Source organism: Agromyces cavernae, from assembly GCF_021044935.1.
In the GTDB taxonomy this organism is placed as follows: Bacteria; Actinomycetota; Actinomycetes; order Actinomycetales; family Microbacteriaceae; genus Agromyces; species Agromyces cavernae.
This window is the reverse complement of sequence record NZ_JAJNMP010000002.1, coordinates 1043216-1058688: the sequence shown is the minus strand read 5'-3', so window position 1 is coordinate 1058688 and position 15473 is coordinate 1043216. Positions and strand designations below refer to the sequence as shown.

Sequence of the window (15473 nt, the reverse complement as noted above, 5' to 3'; positions counted from 1 at the left end):
CATGAAGATCGCCAAGGCCGAGGTCATCGTCACGAGCCCCGACCGCAACTTCGTGACGCTGAAGCTGACGACCGAGGACGGGCTCACCGGCCTCGGCGACGCGACCCTCAACGGTCGTGAGCTCGCCGTCGTGAGCTACCTCAAGGACCACGTGGCGCCGCTCCTGATCGGCAGCGACGCGAGCCGCATCGAAGACACCTGGCAGTTCCTCTACCGCAGCGCGTACTGGCGTCGCGGACCGGTCACGATGGCTTCGATCGCGTCCGTCGACATGGCGCTGTGGGACATCAAGGGCAAGGCGGCCGGGATGCCGGTGTACCAGCTTCTGGGCGGCGCCAGCCGCACGGGGCTGATGGCCTACGGCCACGCCTCGGGCAAGGAGATGCCCGAGATCTTCGACTCGATCCGATCGCACCTCGAAGAGGGATATCGCTCCATCCGCGTGCAGACCGGAGTGCCGGGCCTGAAGGCCATCTACGGCATCGCCTCGCAGTCCATGGACACGACGGACGCCGACGTCCGCTACGACCACGAGCCTGCCCGCCGCGGCGCGAAGCCGACCGAGGAGGACTGGGACACGCGTGCATACCTGAAGCACCTGCCCGGAGTCTTCGAGGCCGTGCGCAACGAGTTCGGGCCCGACCTGCCGCTGCTGCACGACGGGCACCACCGCATGACGCCCATCCAGGCGGCCAAGCTCGGCAAGTCGCTCGAGCCGTACGACCTGTTCTGGCTCGAGGACTGCACCCCGGCCGAGAACCAGGAGGCGCTGCGCCTCGTGCGCCAGCACACGACGACCCCGCTCGCGATCGGCGAGATCTTCAACACCGTGTGGGACTTCAAGGACCTCATCCGCGACCAGCTCATCGACTACGTGCGCGGCGCGGTCACGCACATGGGCGGCATCTCGCCTCTGAAGAAGACGCTCGAGTACGCTGCCCAGTACCAGATCAAGTCGGGCATGCACGGACCGACCGACATCTCCCCGGTGGGCATGGCGGCAGCCATGCACCTCGGTCTCTCGATCCACAACTTCGGGATCCAGGAGTACATGAAGCACGGGAAGAGGACCGACCAGGTGTTCGAGCAGTCCTACACCTGGGAGAACGGCATGCTCCACCCCGGCGACGAGCCCGGGCTCGGCGTCGAACTCAACCAGGACGAGGCGGGCAAGTACCCCTACGAGCAGGCGTACCTGCCGTACAACCGCCTCGCCGATGGCACGGTGCACGACTGGTGACCGATTCGTCGCAGCCCGAGGCGCCCGTCGTCGTCGTGATGGGCGTCTCGGGCGCGGGAAAATCCACGATCGGCGCCCTGTTGGCGCGCGACCTCGGCGTGCCGTTCACCGATGCCGACGACCTGCACCCGCTCGCGAACATCGAGAAGATGGCGTCGGGCGTTCCCCTCGACGACGACGACCGCCGGCCGTGGCTCGAGACCGTGGGAGCGACGCTCGCGGAGGCGGGGCGGACGGGAGCCGGTCTCGTGGTCGCCTGTTCGGCGCTGAGGCGCGTGTACCGCGACATCATCCTCGCGAAGGCTCCCGAGACCCGTTTCGTGCACCTCCACGGAACACGCGACGTGCTCGCCGCCCGGACCGAGGGGCGAACCGGCCACTTCATGCCCACGAGCCTGCTCGACTCGCAGCTCGCCACGCTCGAGGCGCTCGACTCCGATGAGCCGGGCATCGTCGTCGACATCGACCGGCCCGTGGCCGAGATCCTCGACGACGCGGTGTCGCGACTCACCGGGCGACGGTCCGCGTGACGACCCGGCGCGCCACCGGCGTCGGGGTCGTGGCGGCAGCACTCCCGTCCAAAGCGATGTAGACTCGTCCATTGGACTTCGGCGAGGGATGCCGCCGGCTCGGGTTCGCCCGGCAGCGGCATCCGTGATCGACGCGGCGGAAGCAGGCTTCACGGCTTTTCCTCACGTTTCGCGCACCGGCGTGCGCACGTTCGAGTCGAAACAACAGACACACGATCTGGGCCGCGAGCCCGCAAGGAGAACCACCATGGACGAAGACAACAAGGTCGAGGCCGCCGCGCGCGAGTCGTTCGGCAAGGGTGCCGCGCGCAAGCTCCGCGCCACCGGCCAGATCCCCGCCGTGCTCTACGGCCACGGCACCGACCCCAAGCACGTCGCGCTGCCCGCGCACCAGGTCGGCCTGCTCATCCGCAAGGCGAACGCACTGCTCGACCTGCAGATCGACGGCAAGAGCCAGCTCGCCCTCGTCAAGGACGTGCAGAAGGACCCGGTGCGCCAGATCATCGAGCACCTCGACCTCATCGTCGTCAAGAAGGGCGAGAAGGTCCAGGTCGAGGTTCCCGTGCACGTCGAGGGCGAGCCGTTCGCCGGCACGATCGCCGACCTCGACGCGCACACCCTGCTGCTCGAGGTCGAGGCGACCCACATCCCCGAGAACGTCGTCGTGTCGGTCGAGGGCCTCGAAGAGGGCACGCAGATCCTGGCCGGTGCGGTCGAGCTGCCGAAGGGCGCGACCCTCATCAACGACCCCGAGACGCTCGTGGTGAACGTGCACGTGCCGCAGAAGGTCGACCTGGGCGAAGAGGCCGAGGCCGCCGAGGAGGAGGCCGTCGAGGGCGAGGCCGCCGAGGGCGAGGCCGCCGAAGAGGCCGCTGCCGAGTCGGCGGAGTAGGTCCGCCGAGAGGGCCTGCGGCGCCGCACCCGGGTACGCTCGGAGTGCGGGCCGCAGGCCCTCTCGCGTCGCTCGCCGACCGCTGCCCGCCGCCGCGCCGCGGCGCGGCGCCCACAGAACGGATGACCATGGGGCTCTTCGACTTCCTCCGCCCCCGCCAGCAGAAAGATGAGGCCGTGGCCGACAACACCTGGCTCGTGGTCGGGCTCGGCAACCCCGGTGCGCAGTACGCGGGCAATCGGCACAACGTCGGCCAGATGGTCGCCGACGAGCTCGCCTCGCGCATCGGCGCGACCTTCAAGAGCCACAAGACTCCGTCGCGGGTCGCCGAGGGGTTCCTGCGGCCTGGTGGCCCCAAACTCGTGATCGCGAAGCCCAACAGCTACATGAACACGTCGGGTGGGCCCGTCGCCGCGCTCGTCAAGTTCTATTCGGTTCCCGTCGAACGGCTCATCGTCATCCACGACGAGCTCGACATCCCGTTCGACACGGTGCGCCTGAAGCAGGCTGGCGGCCATGGCGGGCACAACGGCATCCGCGACGTCTCGAAGGCGACCGACGGCGGGGCGTTCACCCGGGTGCGGGTCGGCATCGGCCGCCCGCCGGGCCGTCAGGACGCGGCGGACTTCGTGCTCAAGGACTTCTCGTCGACCGAGCGCGCCGCCCTGCCGAATCTGCTGTCGGATGCCGCGGACGCCGTCGAGGCCGTCGCGAGCGAGGGCATCGTGGCCGCGCAGCAGCGGTTCCACTCGCCGGCCTGAGCGGCTCGCCCCGGCAGCTCAGATCAGGCCGCGCAGGTAGTCCTCGGGCGAGAGCCCCTCGGCGCGGGCCCGCTGCACGAGTCGGTCGTGCTCTTCGGTCGAGAGCTCGACGGTCAGCGTGTGCCACGCCGCGGACAGGTCGTCGAGCGCGAAGAGCGCGTCGTCGGGACCCGCGTCGTCGAGTGCGTCGTCGATGATCTCGTCGACATCGCGCGTGTCTCGGGTCGCCCGCTCGGTCCCGCCGTTGCGCGTCCACCCCGGACCCGACGGGACTGCGGCGCCGCGCTGGAACGCCTCGGCGACGGCGCGTGCCCGCTCGTCGGCGGCCTCGTTGAGCGGATGCCCGATGTGCCCCTTGACCCACTCGAACCGGTAACGACGGCTCGCGAGGGCCGCGTCGAGCTCCTGCAGCAGTTCGAGGTTCATGACGGGCTTACCGTCGGCCTTGCGCCAGCCCTTGCGCTTCCACCCCGGCATCCACTTGGTCACCGCGTTGATCACGTACTGGCTGTCGCACAGCACGAGCAGGTCGTCGTCGAGGTGCTCGGTCGCGCGGAACAGTTCGAGCACGGCCTTGAGCTCGCCCTGGTTGTTGGTGGCGTGCTTCCACCCGCCGGCGTCCCAGCAGTCGTCGTCGACGTACCAAGCCCAGCCGGCGGGGCCGGGGTTTCCGAGGGCCGAACCGTCGGCGGCGGCGATGATCATGGATGGTGCCTCCTGGCATAGTCGTGCGGCGCCAATCGTATCGGCAGGCCCTGACTCTGAGCCGATTGAGGAGCGAGCGGAGCGAGCGTCTCGAAACCCACCCGCACGTGCGACACGGATTCGAGACGCGCCTTCGGCGCTCCTCAACCCGCGATGTGGCGTCGGAGGCCGCGCGTAGACTCGTCGGGTGAACCTCCAGGGCTTGCTCACGGCGCTCTCGCGCGCCTCCACGATCGATGTCGCACTCCGCGAGGCCCTGCGCAGCACCGACTTCTCGGCACCGGCCGGCCTCGATGCGCCGCTGCTCGCCGGGCTGCTCGCCCGCCGCGTCGAGGCCGGGCTTCCGCCGGCGATGCTCGCGATCACCGCGACGAGCCGTGAGGGCGAATCCCTGCGCGCCTCGCTCGCACCGTACCTGCCGGCCGACGCCGAGATCCTCGAGTTCCCCGCGTGGGAGACCCTGCCGCACGAGCGCCTGTCACCGAGTGCCGAGACCGTCGGACGGCGACTCCATGCGCTGCGCTGCATGCACGAATGGTCGAAGTCCGGTGCGGGGCATCCGCTCGTCGTGGTCGCGTCGGTGCGCGCCGCCCTGCAGCCGCTCGCCGACAACCTCGCCGCGCTCGCGCCCATCGAGCTCGTCGCGGGCGGCCGTGGCCACGACCTCTCCGCCATCGCGGTGCAGCTCGTCGACCTCGCCTATGCCCGGGTCGACATGGTCGCACGACGCGGCGAGTTCGCGGTGCGCGGCGGCATCCTCGACGTGTTCCCGCCGACCGCCGACCACCCCGTTCGGGTCGAGTTCTTCGGCGACGAGGTCGAAGAGGTGCGCTCGTTCTCGGTCGCCGACCAGCGATCGCTGCCCGAGCCCATCGAGCGGGTTTCGCTCGCGCCGAGTCGCGAACTGCTGCTCACCGCGCCCGTGCGCCAGCGCGCGCGAGAGATGGTGCACGAGTTCCCGAGTCTCGCGGGCCTGCTCGAGAAGGTCGCCGAGGGCATCCCCGTCGAGGGCATGGAATCGCTCGCACCCGCACTGCTCGAGCGCCTCGTGCCGCTCAGCCATTACCTGCCAGAGGGCGCCGCGGTCGCGGTGCTCGCGCCCGAGCGGGTGGCGGGGCGCGCCGTCAGCCTCGGCGAGACGAACCGCGAGTTCCTGAGCGCTGCCTGGAGCGCCGCCACCGCCGGGGCCGAGGCGCCGATCGACCTTGCCGCCGGCGACTTCCTCACGGTGCGCCAGCTGCGCGACGCCGCACTGTTCAGCGCCCCCGGCGAGCCCGATCCGCGCCGAGTCTGGTGGAACTTCTCATCGTTCGACATCGGCGACGCGGCCGAGGTCGTCGCCGCGGTCGGCGGCGATGCGGCCGACCCGGCCGGCGCCGCCCGCGCCGCCGGCACCACCGTGCGCGTCGCCGCCGACTCCATGCCGAGCTTCCAGGGCAACGTGGCGGGCGCGGTCGACCATGCCGCCGAGCGCCTTCGCGACGGTTGGAGCCTGGTCGTGGCATCCGCCGGTCACGGACTCGTCGAGCGCGCACGCGACGTGCTCGCCGAAGCCGGCCTCGCGGCGCGCCTCGTCGACGAGGTGCCCGCCGACCTCGAGGGCGGCGTCGCCTATCTCGTCCAGGCCGACGCGGCGCGCGGCTACGAGGTGCCCGAGGCGAAGCTCGGGCTCATCGCCGAAACCGAGTTCTACGGCCGCGCCGCCGGCTACGACGCACGCCAGGGCAAGAAGCTCGCGAGTCGCCGCCGCAACGTCGTCGACCCGCTGCAGCTGAAGAAGGGCGACCACGTCGTGCACCAGACGCACGGCATCGGCAAGTTCGTCGAGATGGTGCAGCGCGAGGTCGCCACCGGCAGCCGCCCCACCGGGCCGAGCCGCACCGCGGGCATCGCGCAGCAGCCGACCGCGGTGCGCGAATACCTCGTGCTCGAGTACGCGCCGTCGAAACGCGGTCAGGCGGGCGATCGGCTCTTCGTCCCGACCGACCAGCTCGACCTGCTGAGCCGCTATGTCGGCGGCGAGGCGCCCGCACTCTCGAAGATGGGCGGCAGCGACTGGGCTCAGGCCAAGGGCCGGGCGCGCAAGGCGGTGCGCGACATCGCGGTCGAGCTCGTGAAGCTCTACTCGGCCCGCATGGCGGCCAAGGGCCACGCGTTCGGCGCCGACACCCCGTGGCAGCACGAGCTCGAAGAGGCGTTCCCGTTCGTCGAGACGCCCGACCAGGTGCAGACCATCGACGAGGTGAAGGCCGACATGGAGCGGCCCATTCCCATGGACCGGCTGCTCGCGGGCGACGTCGGATTCGGCAAGACCGAGGTCGCCGTGCGCGCCGCATTCAAGGCCATCCAGGACGGCAAGCAGGTCGCCATGCTCGTGCCGACGACGCTGCTCGTCAAGCAGCACCTCGAGACGTTCAACGAGCGATTCGCCGGTTTCCCCGTGCACGTGCGCGCGCTCAGCCGCTTCCAGACCGACAAGGAGGCGCGCGACACCGTCGCGGGCCTCGCCGACGGCACCGTCGACATGGTCATCGGCACGCACCGCATCCTCACCGAGAAGGTGCAGTTCAAAGACGTCGGCCTGCTCATCATCGACGAAGAGCAGCGGTTCGGCGTCGAGCACAAGGACTCGCTCAAGAAGCTCAAGACGAACGTCGACATCCTCGCGATGAGTGCGACCCCGATCCCGCGATCGCTCGAGATGGCGGTCACCGGCATCCGCGAGATGTCGACCCTCGCGACCCCGCCCGAAGACCGGCACCCGATCCTCACATTCGTCGGCCCGTACTCCGAGCAGCAGGTCGCCGCGGCGATCCGGCGCGAGATGCTGCGCGAGGGCCAGGTGTTCTTCGTGCACAACCGCGTGTCATCGATCAACCGGGTGGCGGCGCAGCTCGCCGAACTCGTGCCCGAGGCTCGCATCGCGGTCGCGCACGGCCAGCTCAACGAGCATGTGCTCGAGCAGATCGTCGTCGACTTCTGGGAGCGCAAGTTCGACGTGCTCGTCTCGACCACCATCATCGAGACCGGCCTCGACATCTCGAACGCGAACACCATCATCATCGACCGCGCCGACAAGTACGGGCTGAGCCAGCTGCACCAGCTGCGCGGGCGCGTGGGTCGCGGTCGCGAGCGCGCCTACGCGTACTTCCTCTACGACCCGGCAAAGCCGCTGTCAGAGACAGCGCACGACCGGCTCTCCACCATCGCCGCGAACAACGAGCTCGGCGGCGGCATGCAGATCGCCCTCAAAGACCTCGAGATCCGGGGTGCCGGCAACCTGCTCGGCGCCGAACAGGCGGGCCACATCGCGGGCGTCGGATTCGATCTCTACCTGCGCATGATCGGCGAGGCGGTGTCGGCGTTCCGCGGCGACGTGGCCGAAGGCCAGATCGAGCTGCGGCTCGAACTGCCCGTCGACGCGCACATCCCCGAAGAGTACGTCGACAGCGAGCGCCTGCGCCTCGAGGCGTACCAGAAGCTGTCGGCCGCGAGCGGTCCGGCCGCCAAGGAGGGACAGATCGACTCGGTGCTCGACGAACTCGTCGACCGCTACGGCCCGCCGCCCGAGCAGGTGAAGCACCTCGTCGCGATCTCCCGGCTTCGACGGCAGGCGCAGCTCGCGGGGCTGTCCGACGTCATCGCCACCGGGTCGAAGCTCCGCATCGCGCCCGCGAACATCCCCGATTCGCGTCGCGTGCGCCTCGAGCGCCTCTACTCGGGTGCGAAGCACTTCGCGCAGAACGACGTCATCCTGGTGCCGTTCCCCGTCGTCAACGGCGAACTGCCGGGCGACGCCGACCTCATCGAGTGGGTGTCGAGGCTCGTGACGGCGATCTTCCCCGTCGAGGCGGCGGCTGCCGAGGGGGCATCCGCGACCGCGGGCTGACGACCGCGGGCTGACACCGGGCGGGTCGGCGTCACCGGCGCGCGCACGGCCGTAGACTCCGCGTGTGACCGGTACTCCCTTCCTCGACCTCGCCGACTCGACGTTCGACGTGACCAGCGACGCCGTCCACGGCGCGCAGGTCGACAGCTGGTACGCGAAGACCCCGTACGGGTGGGCCATCCTGCGGTACGACGAGGGCACCGCACTCCTCAAGGACCGGCGCTTCCAGCAGGGCAACGGCCGTTGGCCCGACCAGAACGGCATCCACGACGGACCGTGGCGCGAGTGGTGGCAGCACACGCTCCTCAGCATCGAGGGCGACGACCACCTCAGGCTTCGGCGCCTGCTCGGCCCCGCCTTCCGCAGCAAGACGATCGAGGCGATGCGCCCGCAGTTCCAGGCGCTCGCGAACGACCTGATCGACGAATTCGCGCCGCGCGGCACGGTCGAGTTCGTGAGCGAGTTCGCCGAGCCGTACTCGTCGCGCATCCTCTGCCTGCTGCTCGGCCTTCCCGACGACGAGTGGCCGCAGGTCGCACACTGGGCCGACGATCTCGGCAAGTCGTTCGGCATCAATGTGCGTCGCGACCTCCCGCGCATCGAGGCCGCGCTCGACGGCCTGACGGGCTACATCGAAGCGGTGATCGCCGATCGACAGGCCCACCCGCGCGACGACCTCGTGACCACGCTCATCGCCGCCCACGAGGAGGGCGACGCGCTGAGCCGTCGCGAGCTCAGCTCGGCCCTGGTGTTCCTCGCGTTCGCGGGCATGGAGACGACGCGCAACCAGCTCGGCCTCGCCATGCAGACCTTCCTCGCGCACCCCGACCAGTGGGCGCTGCTCGCCGAGCGACCCGAGCTCGGCGCCCGCGCGGTCGAGGAGGTCATGCGGGTCAATCCCACCGTCACGTGGGTCACGCGCGAGGCGATCGACGACGTCGACCTGAACGCGCTGCACATCCCCAAGGGCGGCATCGTCCAGGTGCTCTCGCACGCGATCGGCACCGACCCGCGGGCGATGGGCGAGCACGTGCCGTTCGACATCGCCTACGACGACCGGCCCCTGCACAGCGGCTTCGGCGGCGGGGTCCACCACTGCCTCGGCCACTTCGTGGCACGCACCGACATGAGCGTCGCCCTTCCTCTGCTGGCGCAGCGGATGCCGGATGTCGCAGCCGACGGCCCCGGCGAATGGCTCCCCGTCTCGGGCAACACGGGCCCAGTGCGCTTCCCGCTCCGGTTCACGCCCGACGCCTGACGCGGCGGCGGGTGCGGTTAAGCGCCGCGCGGACCAGCGCGCCGCGCGGTTCACCGCGAGAATGCTCCGCCCACGCCCGGCTGCGTGTGGCCGCGACGTCGGTAGTGCGCCGAGCGCAGGCTCACGAAGATCGCCGAGGCGACCATTGCGACGCCCGAGCCGAGCAGCACCGCGAGCGTTCCCTCGTCGGCAACCTCGGGCAGTTCCGCGAATGCGAGCTCGTTCATGAGCAGCGACACGGTGAACCCGATGCCGCCGAGGGCGCCGACCACGACCAGGTCGACGAACGTGAGCGGCGTGCCCGATCGGCGGCGCGCGACGAGGCCGCCGAGCCCGCCCGCGAGGGTGATGCCGATGATCTTTCCCACGGGCAGGGCGATGAAGATGCCCCAGAACGCCGGATCGAGTTCGCTCGGGCGAACCTGGGGCACGACGACCATCGCCGCCGAGAAGGCGAACAGCGGCAGGATGACGCCGTTCGACCACGGCTCGAGCGCGTGCACCGCCCGGCCGCCCGGGCGTCGGGCCATCACGAGGCCGAGGGCGACGCCCGCGATGGTCGCGTGCACGCCCGACTGGTACACGAAGTACCACGCGATGACGCCGAGCAGGATGAGCACGGCATTGACCGGCCACTGCGGTCGGCGCGAGAGGATCCAGTTCGACCGCGGCTTCATCAGCCTGCTCACGGCGCCGAACAGCGCGATGGCGATCCCCGCGAAGCCGAGCGCGCCGAGGTCGGCGTCGCTCGTGAAGAAGAATGCGATGATGATGATCGCGATGAGGTCGTCGAGCACCGCGAGCGCGAGCAGGAACACGCGCACGCGCGTCGGGATCCAGGTGCCGAACATCGCGAGCACGCCGAGCGCGAAGGCGATGTCGGTCGCCGTGGGAACCGGCCAGCCGTCGACCGTCTCGGTGCCCGCCGTGAACCCGATGTAGATGAGCGCCGGCACGACGACCCCGCCGACGGCCGCGATCGCGGGCAGCAGCGCCTTCGACGGGCTGTTGAGCTCGCCGATCACGAGCTCGCGCTTCAACTCGACGGCGACGATGAAGAAGAAGATCGCGAGCAGCCCGTCGCTGATCCAATGGCCGAGCGAGAGGTCGAGACCGAGCCAGGCGAGGTCGATGTGGTCGTTCTTCACCGCCACGACCGCTGCGCCGAACGGGAGGTTCGCGACGACGAGGCCGAGCACGGCGGCGATCAGCAGCAGGGCGGCGGCCCAGCGCTCGGAGCGGAGGAAGTTCATGGGACCCCTGTCGGAAGTCGCGCACTGGCGGCGGGCGGGCCGCGTCATGACGTCGGAAAACACTGACGACGATCGCTCGTCGGCCGACCAGACTTCCCGGCACTCCTCTGCCATCCTATTCGGCTCACGATCGGCGCAGTTAGGCTGACGGAGTGAGCGAGATCGAGGCGGGGCGCATCGCGGCCGGGCGGTACGAGGTCGGGGCGGGCCCTCACGGGGGTCTCGACGAGCTGATCGAGACCGTCGCGCTGCTGCGAGCGCCGGGCGGATGCCCCTGGGATGCCGACCAGACCCACGAGAGCCTCGTGCAGTACCTCGTCGAGGAGTGCTGGGAGCTCATCGACGCCATCGAGACCGGTGATCGCGCCGAGATGATCGAGGAGCTCGGCGACGTGCTCTACCAGGTGCTCTTCCACGCCGACATCGCGTGGCACACCCCGGGTGAAGCCTTCGACATCGACGACGTGGCTCGTCACATGACGGCGAAGATGGTGTCGCGGCATCCGCATGTCTTCGGCGATCGTGAGGCGCACACTGCCGCCGACGTCGTCGCGTTCTGGGAAGACCTCAAGAAAGACGAGAAACCGCACCGCACGAGCGTGCTCGACGGTGTGCCGCGCGGCATGCCGGCGCTCGCGCTCGCGCGCAAGGTGCTCGACAAGGCCGAGAAGGTGAACGTGACGGCGGCGGATGTCCCGGCGACGAGCGGAGCCGTGGCGGGCGCGTCGCCCGCCGTCGCGCCGGCGACCGAGCCAGAACTGGGGCGAATGCTGCTCGAGATCGTCGCGTCGGCCCGCGCGCAGGGGCTCGACGCCGAACGCGCGCTGCGCGGTGCCGTGCGCGATCTCGAAGACCAGGTGCGTCGCACAGAGCAGGCGAGTAGCGTCGAGGCATGAGCGGCGACTCCTTCAACGACCTCCTGTCCACGCAGATCGGCAACGAGTTCGCGGCATCGCAGCAGTACATCGCGATCGCCGCATGGTTCGACGAGCACGACCTGCCGCAGCTCGCGGCGCACTTCTACCGGCAGTCGGTCGAAGAGCGCAATCACGCGATGATGCTCGTGCAGTACCGCATGGACCGCCATCTCGGCGTCACCATCCCCGGCGTCCCCGCAGTGCGCAACGACTTCTCGAGCGTCGTCGAGCCGCTCGAGCTCGCCCTCGCCCAAGAGAAGGAGGTCACCGGGCAGATCGAGGCGCTCTTCAAGGCCGCCCGGGCCGAGGGCGATGCGCTCGGCGAGCAGGCGATGCTCTGGTTCCTCAAGGAGCAGGTCGAAGAGGTCTCGTCGATGGACACGCTGCTCACGATCGCCAAGCGCGCGGGCGACAACCTCTTCGACATCGAGAACTTCGTCGCCCGCGAGCGCATCGGCGACGGCGGCGTCGAGGCCGGTGCGCCCGAGGCCGCGGGCGGCGCGTTGTAGGTCGCCCGCGCCCAGGGATTCGATCCGTCGGAAAACGCTCGACTCGACCGGTCTCGGTGCGTTTCCTGACGGATCGAATTGTGGTTCGGGCCGGGTCGAAGGCCCGGCCGCCCTCAGGCGATGCGACTGCCCGCGGGAAGGCGACGCACGGGCACGTCCGAGCGCCGCCACGCCCACGCGAGCGCTCCCGCGCCGAGCAGCAGGTGGATCGCGAATCCCACGAACCACGACGGCACCGACCGGTCGTAGACCTCCTGGGGGCTCTCGTAGTCGGAGTCCTGCCACAACCCGTCGGGCTTGAACGTCGAGCACTCGTCGGAGACGGGCTCGAGGTCCGGAGCGTGCTGCGCCTGCCGAACCCCGACGGCGATCCATCCGAACAGGTCGCGCGGCGACCCGAGCTCGTCGAACGTGATCGGCGAGGCGTCGGCGACGACCACGTACGGGTTGGCCGCGAGGAAGCCCCACACGGCGTCGAACCGCGGCGTCTGGTAGGTGTTCACCGTAGGCGTCAGGCACGGCACCTCGCCGCTCTCGGGCGGGAGGCCGTTCTCATCGAGCGCCTGGTAGTCGACCGCGATGAGGGTCTGCCGCACGTTCGACTGGATCGACGCGCCGCCGAGCCCGAAGGCGATGAGCGTGCCGACTGACAGCGCGGCGACGACCAGGTACGTCACGACCACCGAGAACAGCGGGCGGGAGAGCACGCCCGAGAGTCCGACGCCGACGGCGGCGATGACGGCGAGCTCGACCGCGAGCACGAGCACCGAGATCACGATCGTCGCCGCTGAGATCTGCCCCAGCACGATGCCGAACACGAGGAACGGCACCGATGCCGCGAGGAACGCGAGCGCGGTCAGCCAGGCCGCGAGCCACTTGCCGATCACGAGCTGCGCCGTCGTGATGAGCGTCACCTGGGTCGTCGCGAGGGTGCCCGCGTCGCGCTCGCCGTTGATGGCGTTGCCCGACAGTGCGGGTGACACGAGGGTGCCGAGCAGCAGGACGAAGAACACGACGCCCGAGAAGACGGCGCCGCCGCCGGTGTCCCACGCGTTCGATGCGATCACCGTCAGCACGGTGACGAGGCTCACGAGCAGCACGAACACGCCGAGCAGTACGTACCACGCGACTCCGCGCACACGCTGCCTCAGGTCGAGCGTGACGATGAGCCACATGCCGCGAAGGAACCCGCTCATGCCTCGCCTCCCTGGCGGTTCAGGTCGTGGAACACGTGCTCGAGATCGCCCACGGCAGGCGCGAACGACGAGATCGGCACGCCGACGCCCACGAGGTGGGCGAGCAGCTGGGCGGCGTCGGCTTCACTCGCGAGCGGCACGACCGCGCCGAAGCGTTCGACGACGGCGACGGCGCCGAATCCCGCGGCCTCGAGCGCGGCGCCGAGTCGTTCGGCGTCGAGCGACCTGATGCGCCAGCCCCTGGCAGTCTGGCCGGCTCGCGCCACGTCGTCGGGTGCCGCGGTGACGCCCTCCGCGAGGTATACGGCGGTGTCGGCCATCTCCTCGAGCTCGGCGAGCACGTGGCTCGACACGAGCACGGTCTTCCCGTCGCCGGCGAGCCGTCGCACGAGTTCGCGCAGCGAGGCGCGCGCCGCCGGGTCGAGGCCCGAGGCGGGTTCGTCGAGCAGCAGCACCTCGGGATCGTGCACGAGGGCGCGCGCGAGGCTGAGTCGCTGCTTCTGCCCGCGGGAGAGCACGCGTGCGGGCTGGTCGGCGAGCGCGTCGAGATCGACGAGCGCGATGAGGTCGGCTGCGCGATCGGATGCCGCATCGGAGCTCATGCCGTACATGCGCCCGCTCGTGGTGAGGGCGGCTCGCACGGTGAGCGAGGGCCACGATCCGAGCGCGTCGGGCATCCAGCCCATGCGCCGCCGAACCTGGTGCGGCTCGGTGACCGGGTCGTATCCCGCAATGCGGATCGACCCCGCGTCGGGTGCGAGCAGCGACGCGAGCATGAGCAGCAGGGTCGTCTTGCCCGCGCCGTTGGGCCCGATGAGGCCTGCCACTTGTCCCGGCGCGACGTCGAACGTCGCGCTGCGCACGGCGTGCACCTCGCCGAACGACCGGGCGACGCCCTCGACCGTGATCCCCTTCACACTGCCTCCCGTTCGCTGCTCGTCGCAGTCTAGGGGCGCGGAGCGACGCGTCGGCACCGGGGAACCACTGAGCCGCGGGCGCCGCGGTGCGCGCGCGCCCGTCCGCGTGCTGGAAGAATGATCGGCATGGCCGCATCCGTCACTCCTCCGCGCGGCATGCGCGACTTCCTCCCCGCCGAGAAGGCCCGGCGCGAGCACGCCCTCGGCGTGATCCGCGGCGTCTACGCTGCGCACGGCTTCGATGAGATCGAGACGCCCGTCATGGAGGACTCGTCACGGCTGCACGCCGGTCTCGGCGGCGACAACGAGAAGCTCGCGTTCGCCGTCATGAAGCGCGGCCTCACGCCCGACGATCTGGCCGCGGCAGCGGCATCCGGCGACGCCCTCTCGCTCGCCGACCTCGGCCTGCGCTACGACCTCACGGTTCCGCTCGCCCGGTTCTACGCGACGCACCGGGCTGCGCTGCCGCCCGTGTTCCGGGCCATCCAGATCGCCCCGGTGTGGCGTGCCGAACGCCCGCAGAAGGGTCGGTACCGCCAGTTCGTGCAGTGCGACATCGACATCATCGGCGACGCCGGGCAGCTCGCCGAGCTCGAGCTGCTCACGGCGACCGTCGCGACGCTCGACGCGCTGGGTCTCGGCGGCTGCACGATCCGCATCAACGACCGGCGCATCCTCGCGGGCATCCTGGGCTCCTGGGGGGTTCCCGACGAGCTGCGCGAGCGCGCCCTCATCACGATCGACAAGCTCGACAAGATCGGCACCGGGGGAGTCGCGGCCGAGCTCGCCGAACTCGGCGTCGAGCAAGCGGATGTCGCAGCCGAGCTCGAGGCGCTCACCGCGGCGAACTGGCGCCTGCACGATGGCGTGGTTCCCCCGCCCGCCTGGCTCGATCAGGCCGCGTACGCCGACCTGCTCGCGCTGCGCGCCGCCCTGCCCGACGCCGCGATCGAGTTCGACCCCACGCTCGTGCGCGGCATGGGCTACTACACGGGCACGATCTTCGAGATCGCGCACCCCGAATTCGGGTACTCGCTCGGCGGCGGGGGGCGCTACGACCACATGATCGGTCGCTTCCTCGGGCAGGAGGTTCCCGCGTGCGGCTTCTCGATCGGATTCGAGCGCATCGTCGACCTGCTCGCCATCCGCGATCACTCGCGCCCCCGCGCGGTCGTCCTCGTCCACGACCCCGATGTCCCGGCCTCGACCCTGCTCGGGCTCAAGGACGAGCTCATCGCGGGCGGCACGCGCGTGCGCCTCGAGCGCCGCGTCAAGAACGTGCGCGGCCTCCTCGATCGGGTCACCGCCGACGGCTTCGACGCGTGGGCACCAGTGACCCCCGACACGACCGACGCCGCCTCGCTCTCGTTCCGCGAGCTCGCCGCCTGAACGTCACCCGCTCGGCC

General features: G+C 70.4%; 13 protein-coding genes. 9 read left to right on the top strand and 4 right to left on the bottom strand.

What is annotated here, in order from left to right:
- The first annotated feature begins 1 nt into the window (after position 1).
- From manD to pth, 4 genes are all read left to right on the top strand, one after another.
- Positions 2–1240, top strand: coding sequence for a D-mannonate dehydratase ManD (gene manD, locus LQ757_RS10940; protein ID WP_231047231.1), 1239 nt, complete (start codon positions 2–4; stop codon positions 1238–1240).
- Positions 1237–1770, top strand: coding sequence for a gluconokinase (locus tag LQ757_RS10935; RefSeq protein ID WP_231047230.1), 534 nt, complete (start codon positions 1237–1239; stop codon positions 1768–1770). The genes manD and LQ757_RS10935 overlap by 4 nt, the downstream gene beginning before the upstream one ends.
- A gap of 247 nt (positions 1771–2017) precedes the next feature.
- Positions 2018–2662, top strand: coding sequence for a 50S ribosomal protein L25/general stress protein Ctc (locus LQ757_RS10930; protein ID WP_231047229.1), 645 nt, complete (start codon positions 2018–2020; stop codon positions 2660–2662).
- Between the two features lie 128 nt (positions 2663–2790).
- Positions 2791–3423 (top strand): aminoacyl-tRNA hydrolase, encoded by a 633-nt coding sequence (gene pth, locus LQ757_RS10925; RefSeq protein WP_231047228.1) that lies wholly within the window; start codon positions 2791–2793, stop codon positions 3421–3423.
- A gap of 18 nt (positions 3424–3441) precedes the next feature.
- Here pth and LQ757_RS10920 read toward each other — a convergent pair whose 3' ends face one another.
- Positions 3442–4128, bottom strand: a complete 687-nt coding sequence (locus LQ757_RS10920) for an RNase H family protein (RefSeq protein ID WP_231047227.1) — start codon at positions 4126–4128, stop codon at positions 3442–3444.
- A 187-nt stretch (positions 4129–4315) separates the two neighbouring features.
- Here LQ757_RS10920 and mfd point away from each other — a divergent pair, with 187 nt between their 5' ends.
- Positions 4316–8017 (top strand): transcription-repair coupling factor, encoded by a 3702-nt coding sequence (gene mfd / locus LQ757_RS10915; RefSeq protein WP_231047226.1) that lies wholly within the window; start codon positions 4316–4318, stop codon positions 8015–8017.
- Positions 8018–8081: 64 nt separating this feature from the next.
- Positions 8082–9275, top strand: coding sequence for a cytochrome P450 (locus tag LQ757_RS19400; RefSeq protein ID WP_231047225.1), 1194 nt, complete (start codon positions 8082–8084; stop codon positions 9273–9275).
- A gap of 50 nt (positions 9276–9325) precedes the next feature.
- Here the strand turns inward: LQ757_RS19400 and LQ757_RS10905 are convergent, their stop codons facing one another.
- The gene (locus LQ757_RS10905; RefSeq protein ID WP_231047224.1) at positions 9326–10528 is read right to left on the bottom strand and encodes a Na+/H+ antiporter NhaA; all 1203 of its coding nucleotides are present in this window, start codon (positions 10526–10528) and stop codon (positions 9326–9328) included.
- A 152-nt stretch (positions 10529–10680) separates the two neighbouring features.
- Here LQ757_RS10905 and LQ757_RS10900 point away from each other — a divergent pair, with 152 nt between their 5' ends.
- Both LQ757_RS10900 and LQ757_RS10895 read left to right on the top strand, forming a co-directional pair.
- Positions 10681–11424 carry a nucleoside triphosphate pyrophosphohydrolase gene (locus LQ757_RS10900; RefSeq protein ID WP_231047223.1) on the top strand — a complete coding sequence of 248 codons (744 nt, stop codon included), beginning with the start codon at positions 10681–10683 and terminating at the stop codon, positions 11422–11424.
- Positions 11421–11954: a ferritin gene (locus LQ757_RS10895; protein WP_231047222.1), complete on the top strand. Its 534-nt coding sequence runs from the start codon at positions 11421–11423 to the stop codon at positions 11952–11954. The genes LQ757_RS10900 and LQ757_RS10895 overlap by 4 nt, the downstream gene beginning before the upstream one ends.
- Positions 11955–12067: 113 nt before the next feature.
- Here the strand turns inward: LQ757_RS10895 and LQ757_RS10890 are convergent, their stop codons facing one another.
- Together LQ757_RS10890 and LQ757_RS10885 are read right to left on the bottom strand one after the other, a co-directional pair.
- Positions 12068–13150, bottom strand: coding sequence for an ABC transporter permease (locus tag LQ757_RS10890; protein WP_231047221.1), 1083 nt, complete (start codon positions 13148–13150; stop codon positions 12068–12070).
- The gene (locus tag LQ757_RS10885; RefSeq protein ID WP_231047220.1) at positions 13147–14067 is read right to left on the bottom strand and encodes an ABC transporter ATP-binding protein; all 921 of its coding nucleotides are present in this window, start codon (positions 14065–14067) and stop codon (positions 13147–13149) included. The genes LQ757_RS10890 and LQ757_RS10885 overlap by 4 nt, the downstream gene beginning before the upstream one ends.
- A 126-nt stretch (positions 14068–14193) precedes the next feature.
- Between LQ757_RS10885 and hisS the strand changes: the two genes are divergently transcribed.
- Positions 14194–15456, top strand: a complete 1263-nt coding sequence (gene hisS / locus LQ757_RS10880; RefSeq protein ID WP_231047219.1) for a histidine--tRNA ligase — start codon at positions 14194–14196, stop codon at positions 15454–15456.
- Positions 15457–15473: the final 17 nt, after the last annotated feature.

What these genes read in the sequence shown, in the direction of transcription:
- manD (WP_231047231.1), top strand. Translation starts at nt 2, where the DNA reads ATGAAGATCGCCAAGGCCGAGGTCATCGTCACGAGCCCCGACCGCAAC.
- LQ757_RS10930 (WP_231047229.1), top strand. Translation starts at nt 2,018, where the DNA reads ATGGACGAAGACAACAAGGTCGAGGCCGCCGCGCGCGAGTCGTTCGGC.
- pth (WP_231047228.1), top strand. Translation starts at nt 2,791, where the DNA reads ATGGGGCTCTTCGACTTCCTCCGCCCCCGCCAGCAGAAAGATGAGGCC.
- LQ757_RS10920 (WP_231047227.1), bottom strand. Translation starts at nt 4,128, where the DNA reads ATGATCATCGCCGCCGCCGACGGTTCGGCCCTCGGAAACCCCGGCCCC.
- LQ757_RS10905 (WP_231047224.1), bottom strand. Translation starts at nt 10,528, where the DNA reads ATGAACTTCCTCCGCTCCGAGCGCTGGGCCGCCGCCCTGCTGCTGATC.
- LQ757_RS10895 (WP_231047222.1), top strand. Translation starts at nt 11,421, where the DNA reads ATGAGCGGCGACTCCTTCAACGACCTCCTGTCCACGCAGATCGGCAAC.
- LQ757_RS10890 (WP_231047221.1), bottom strand. Translation starts at nt 13,150, where the DNA reads ATGAGCGGGTTCCTTCGCGGCATGTGGCTCATCGTCACGCTCGACCTG.
- hisS (WP_231047219.1), top strand. Translation starts at nt 14,194, where the DNA reads ATGGCCGCATCCGTCACTCCTCCGCGCGGCATGCGCGACTTCCTCCCC.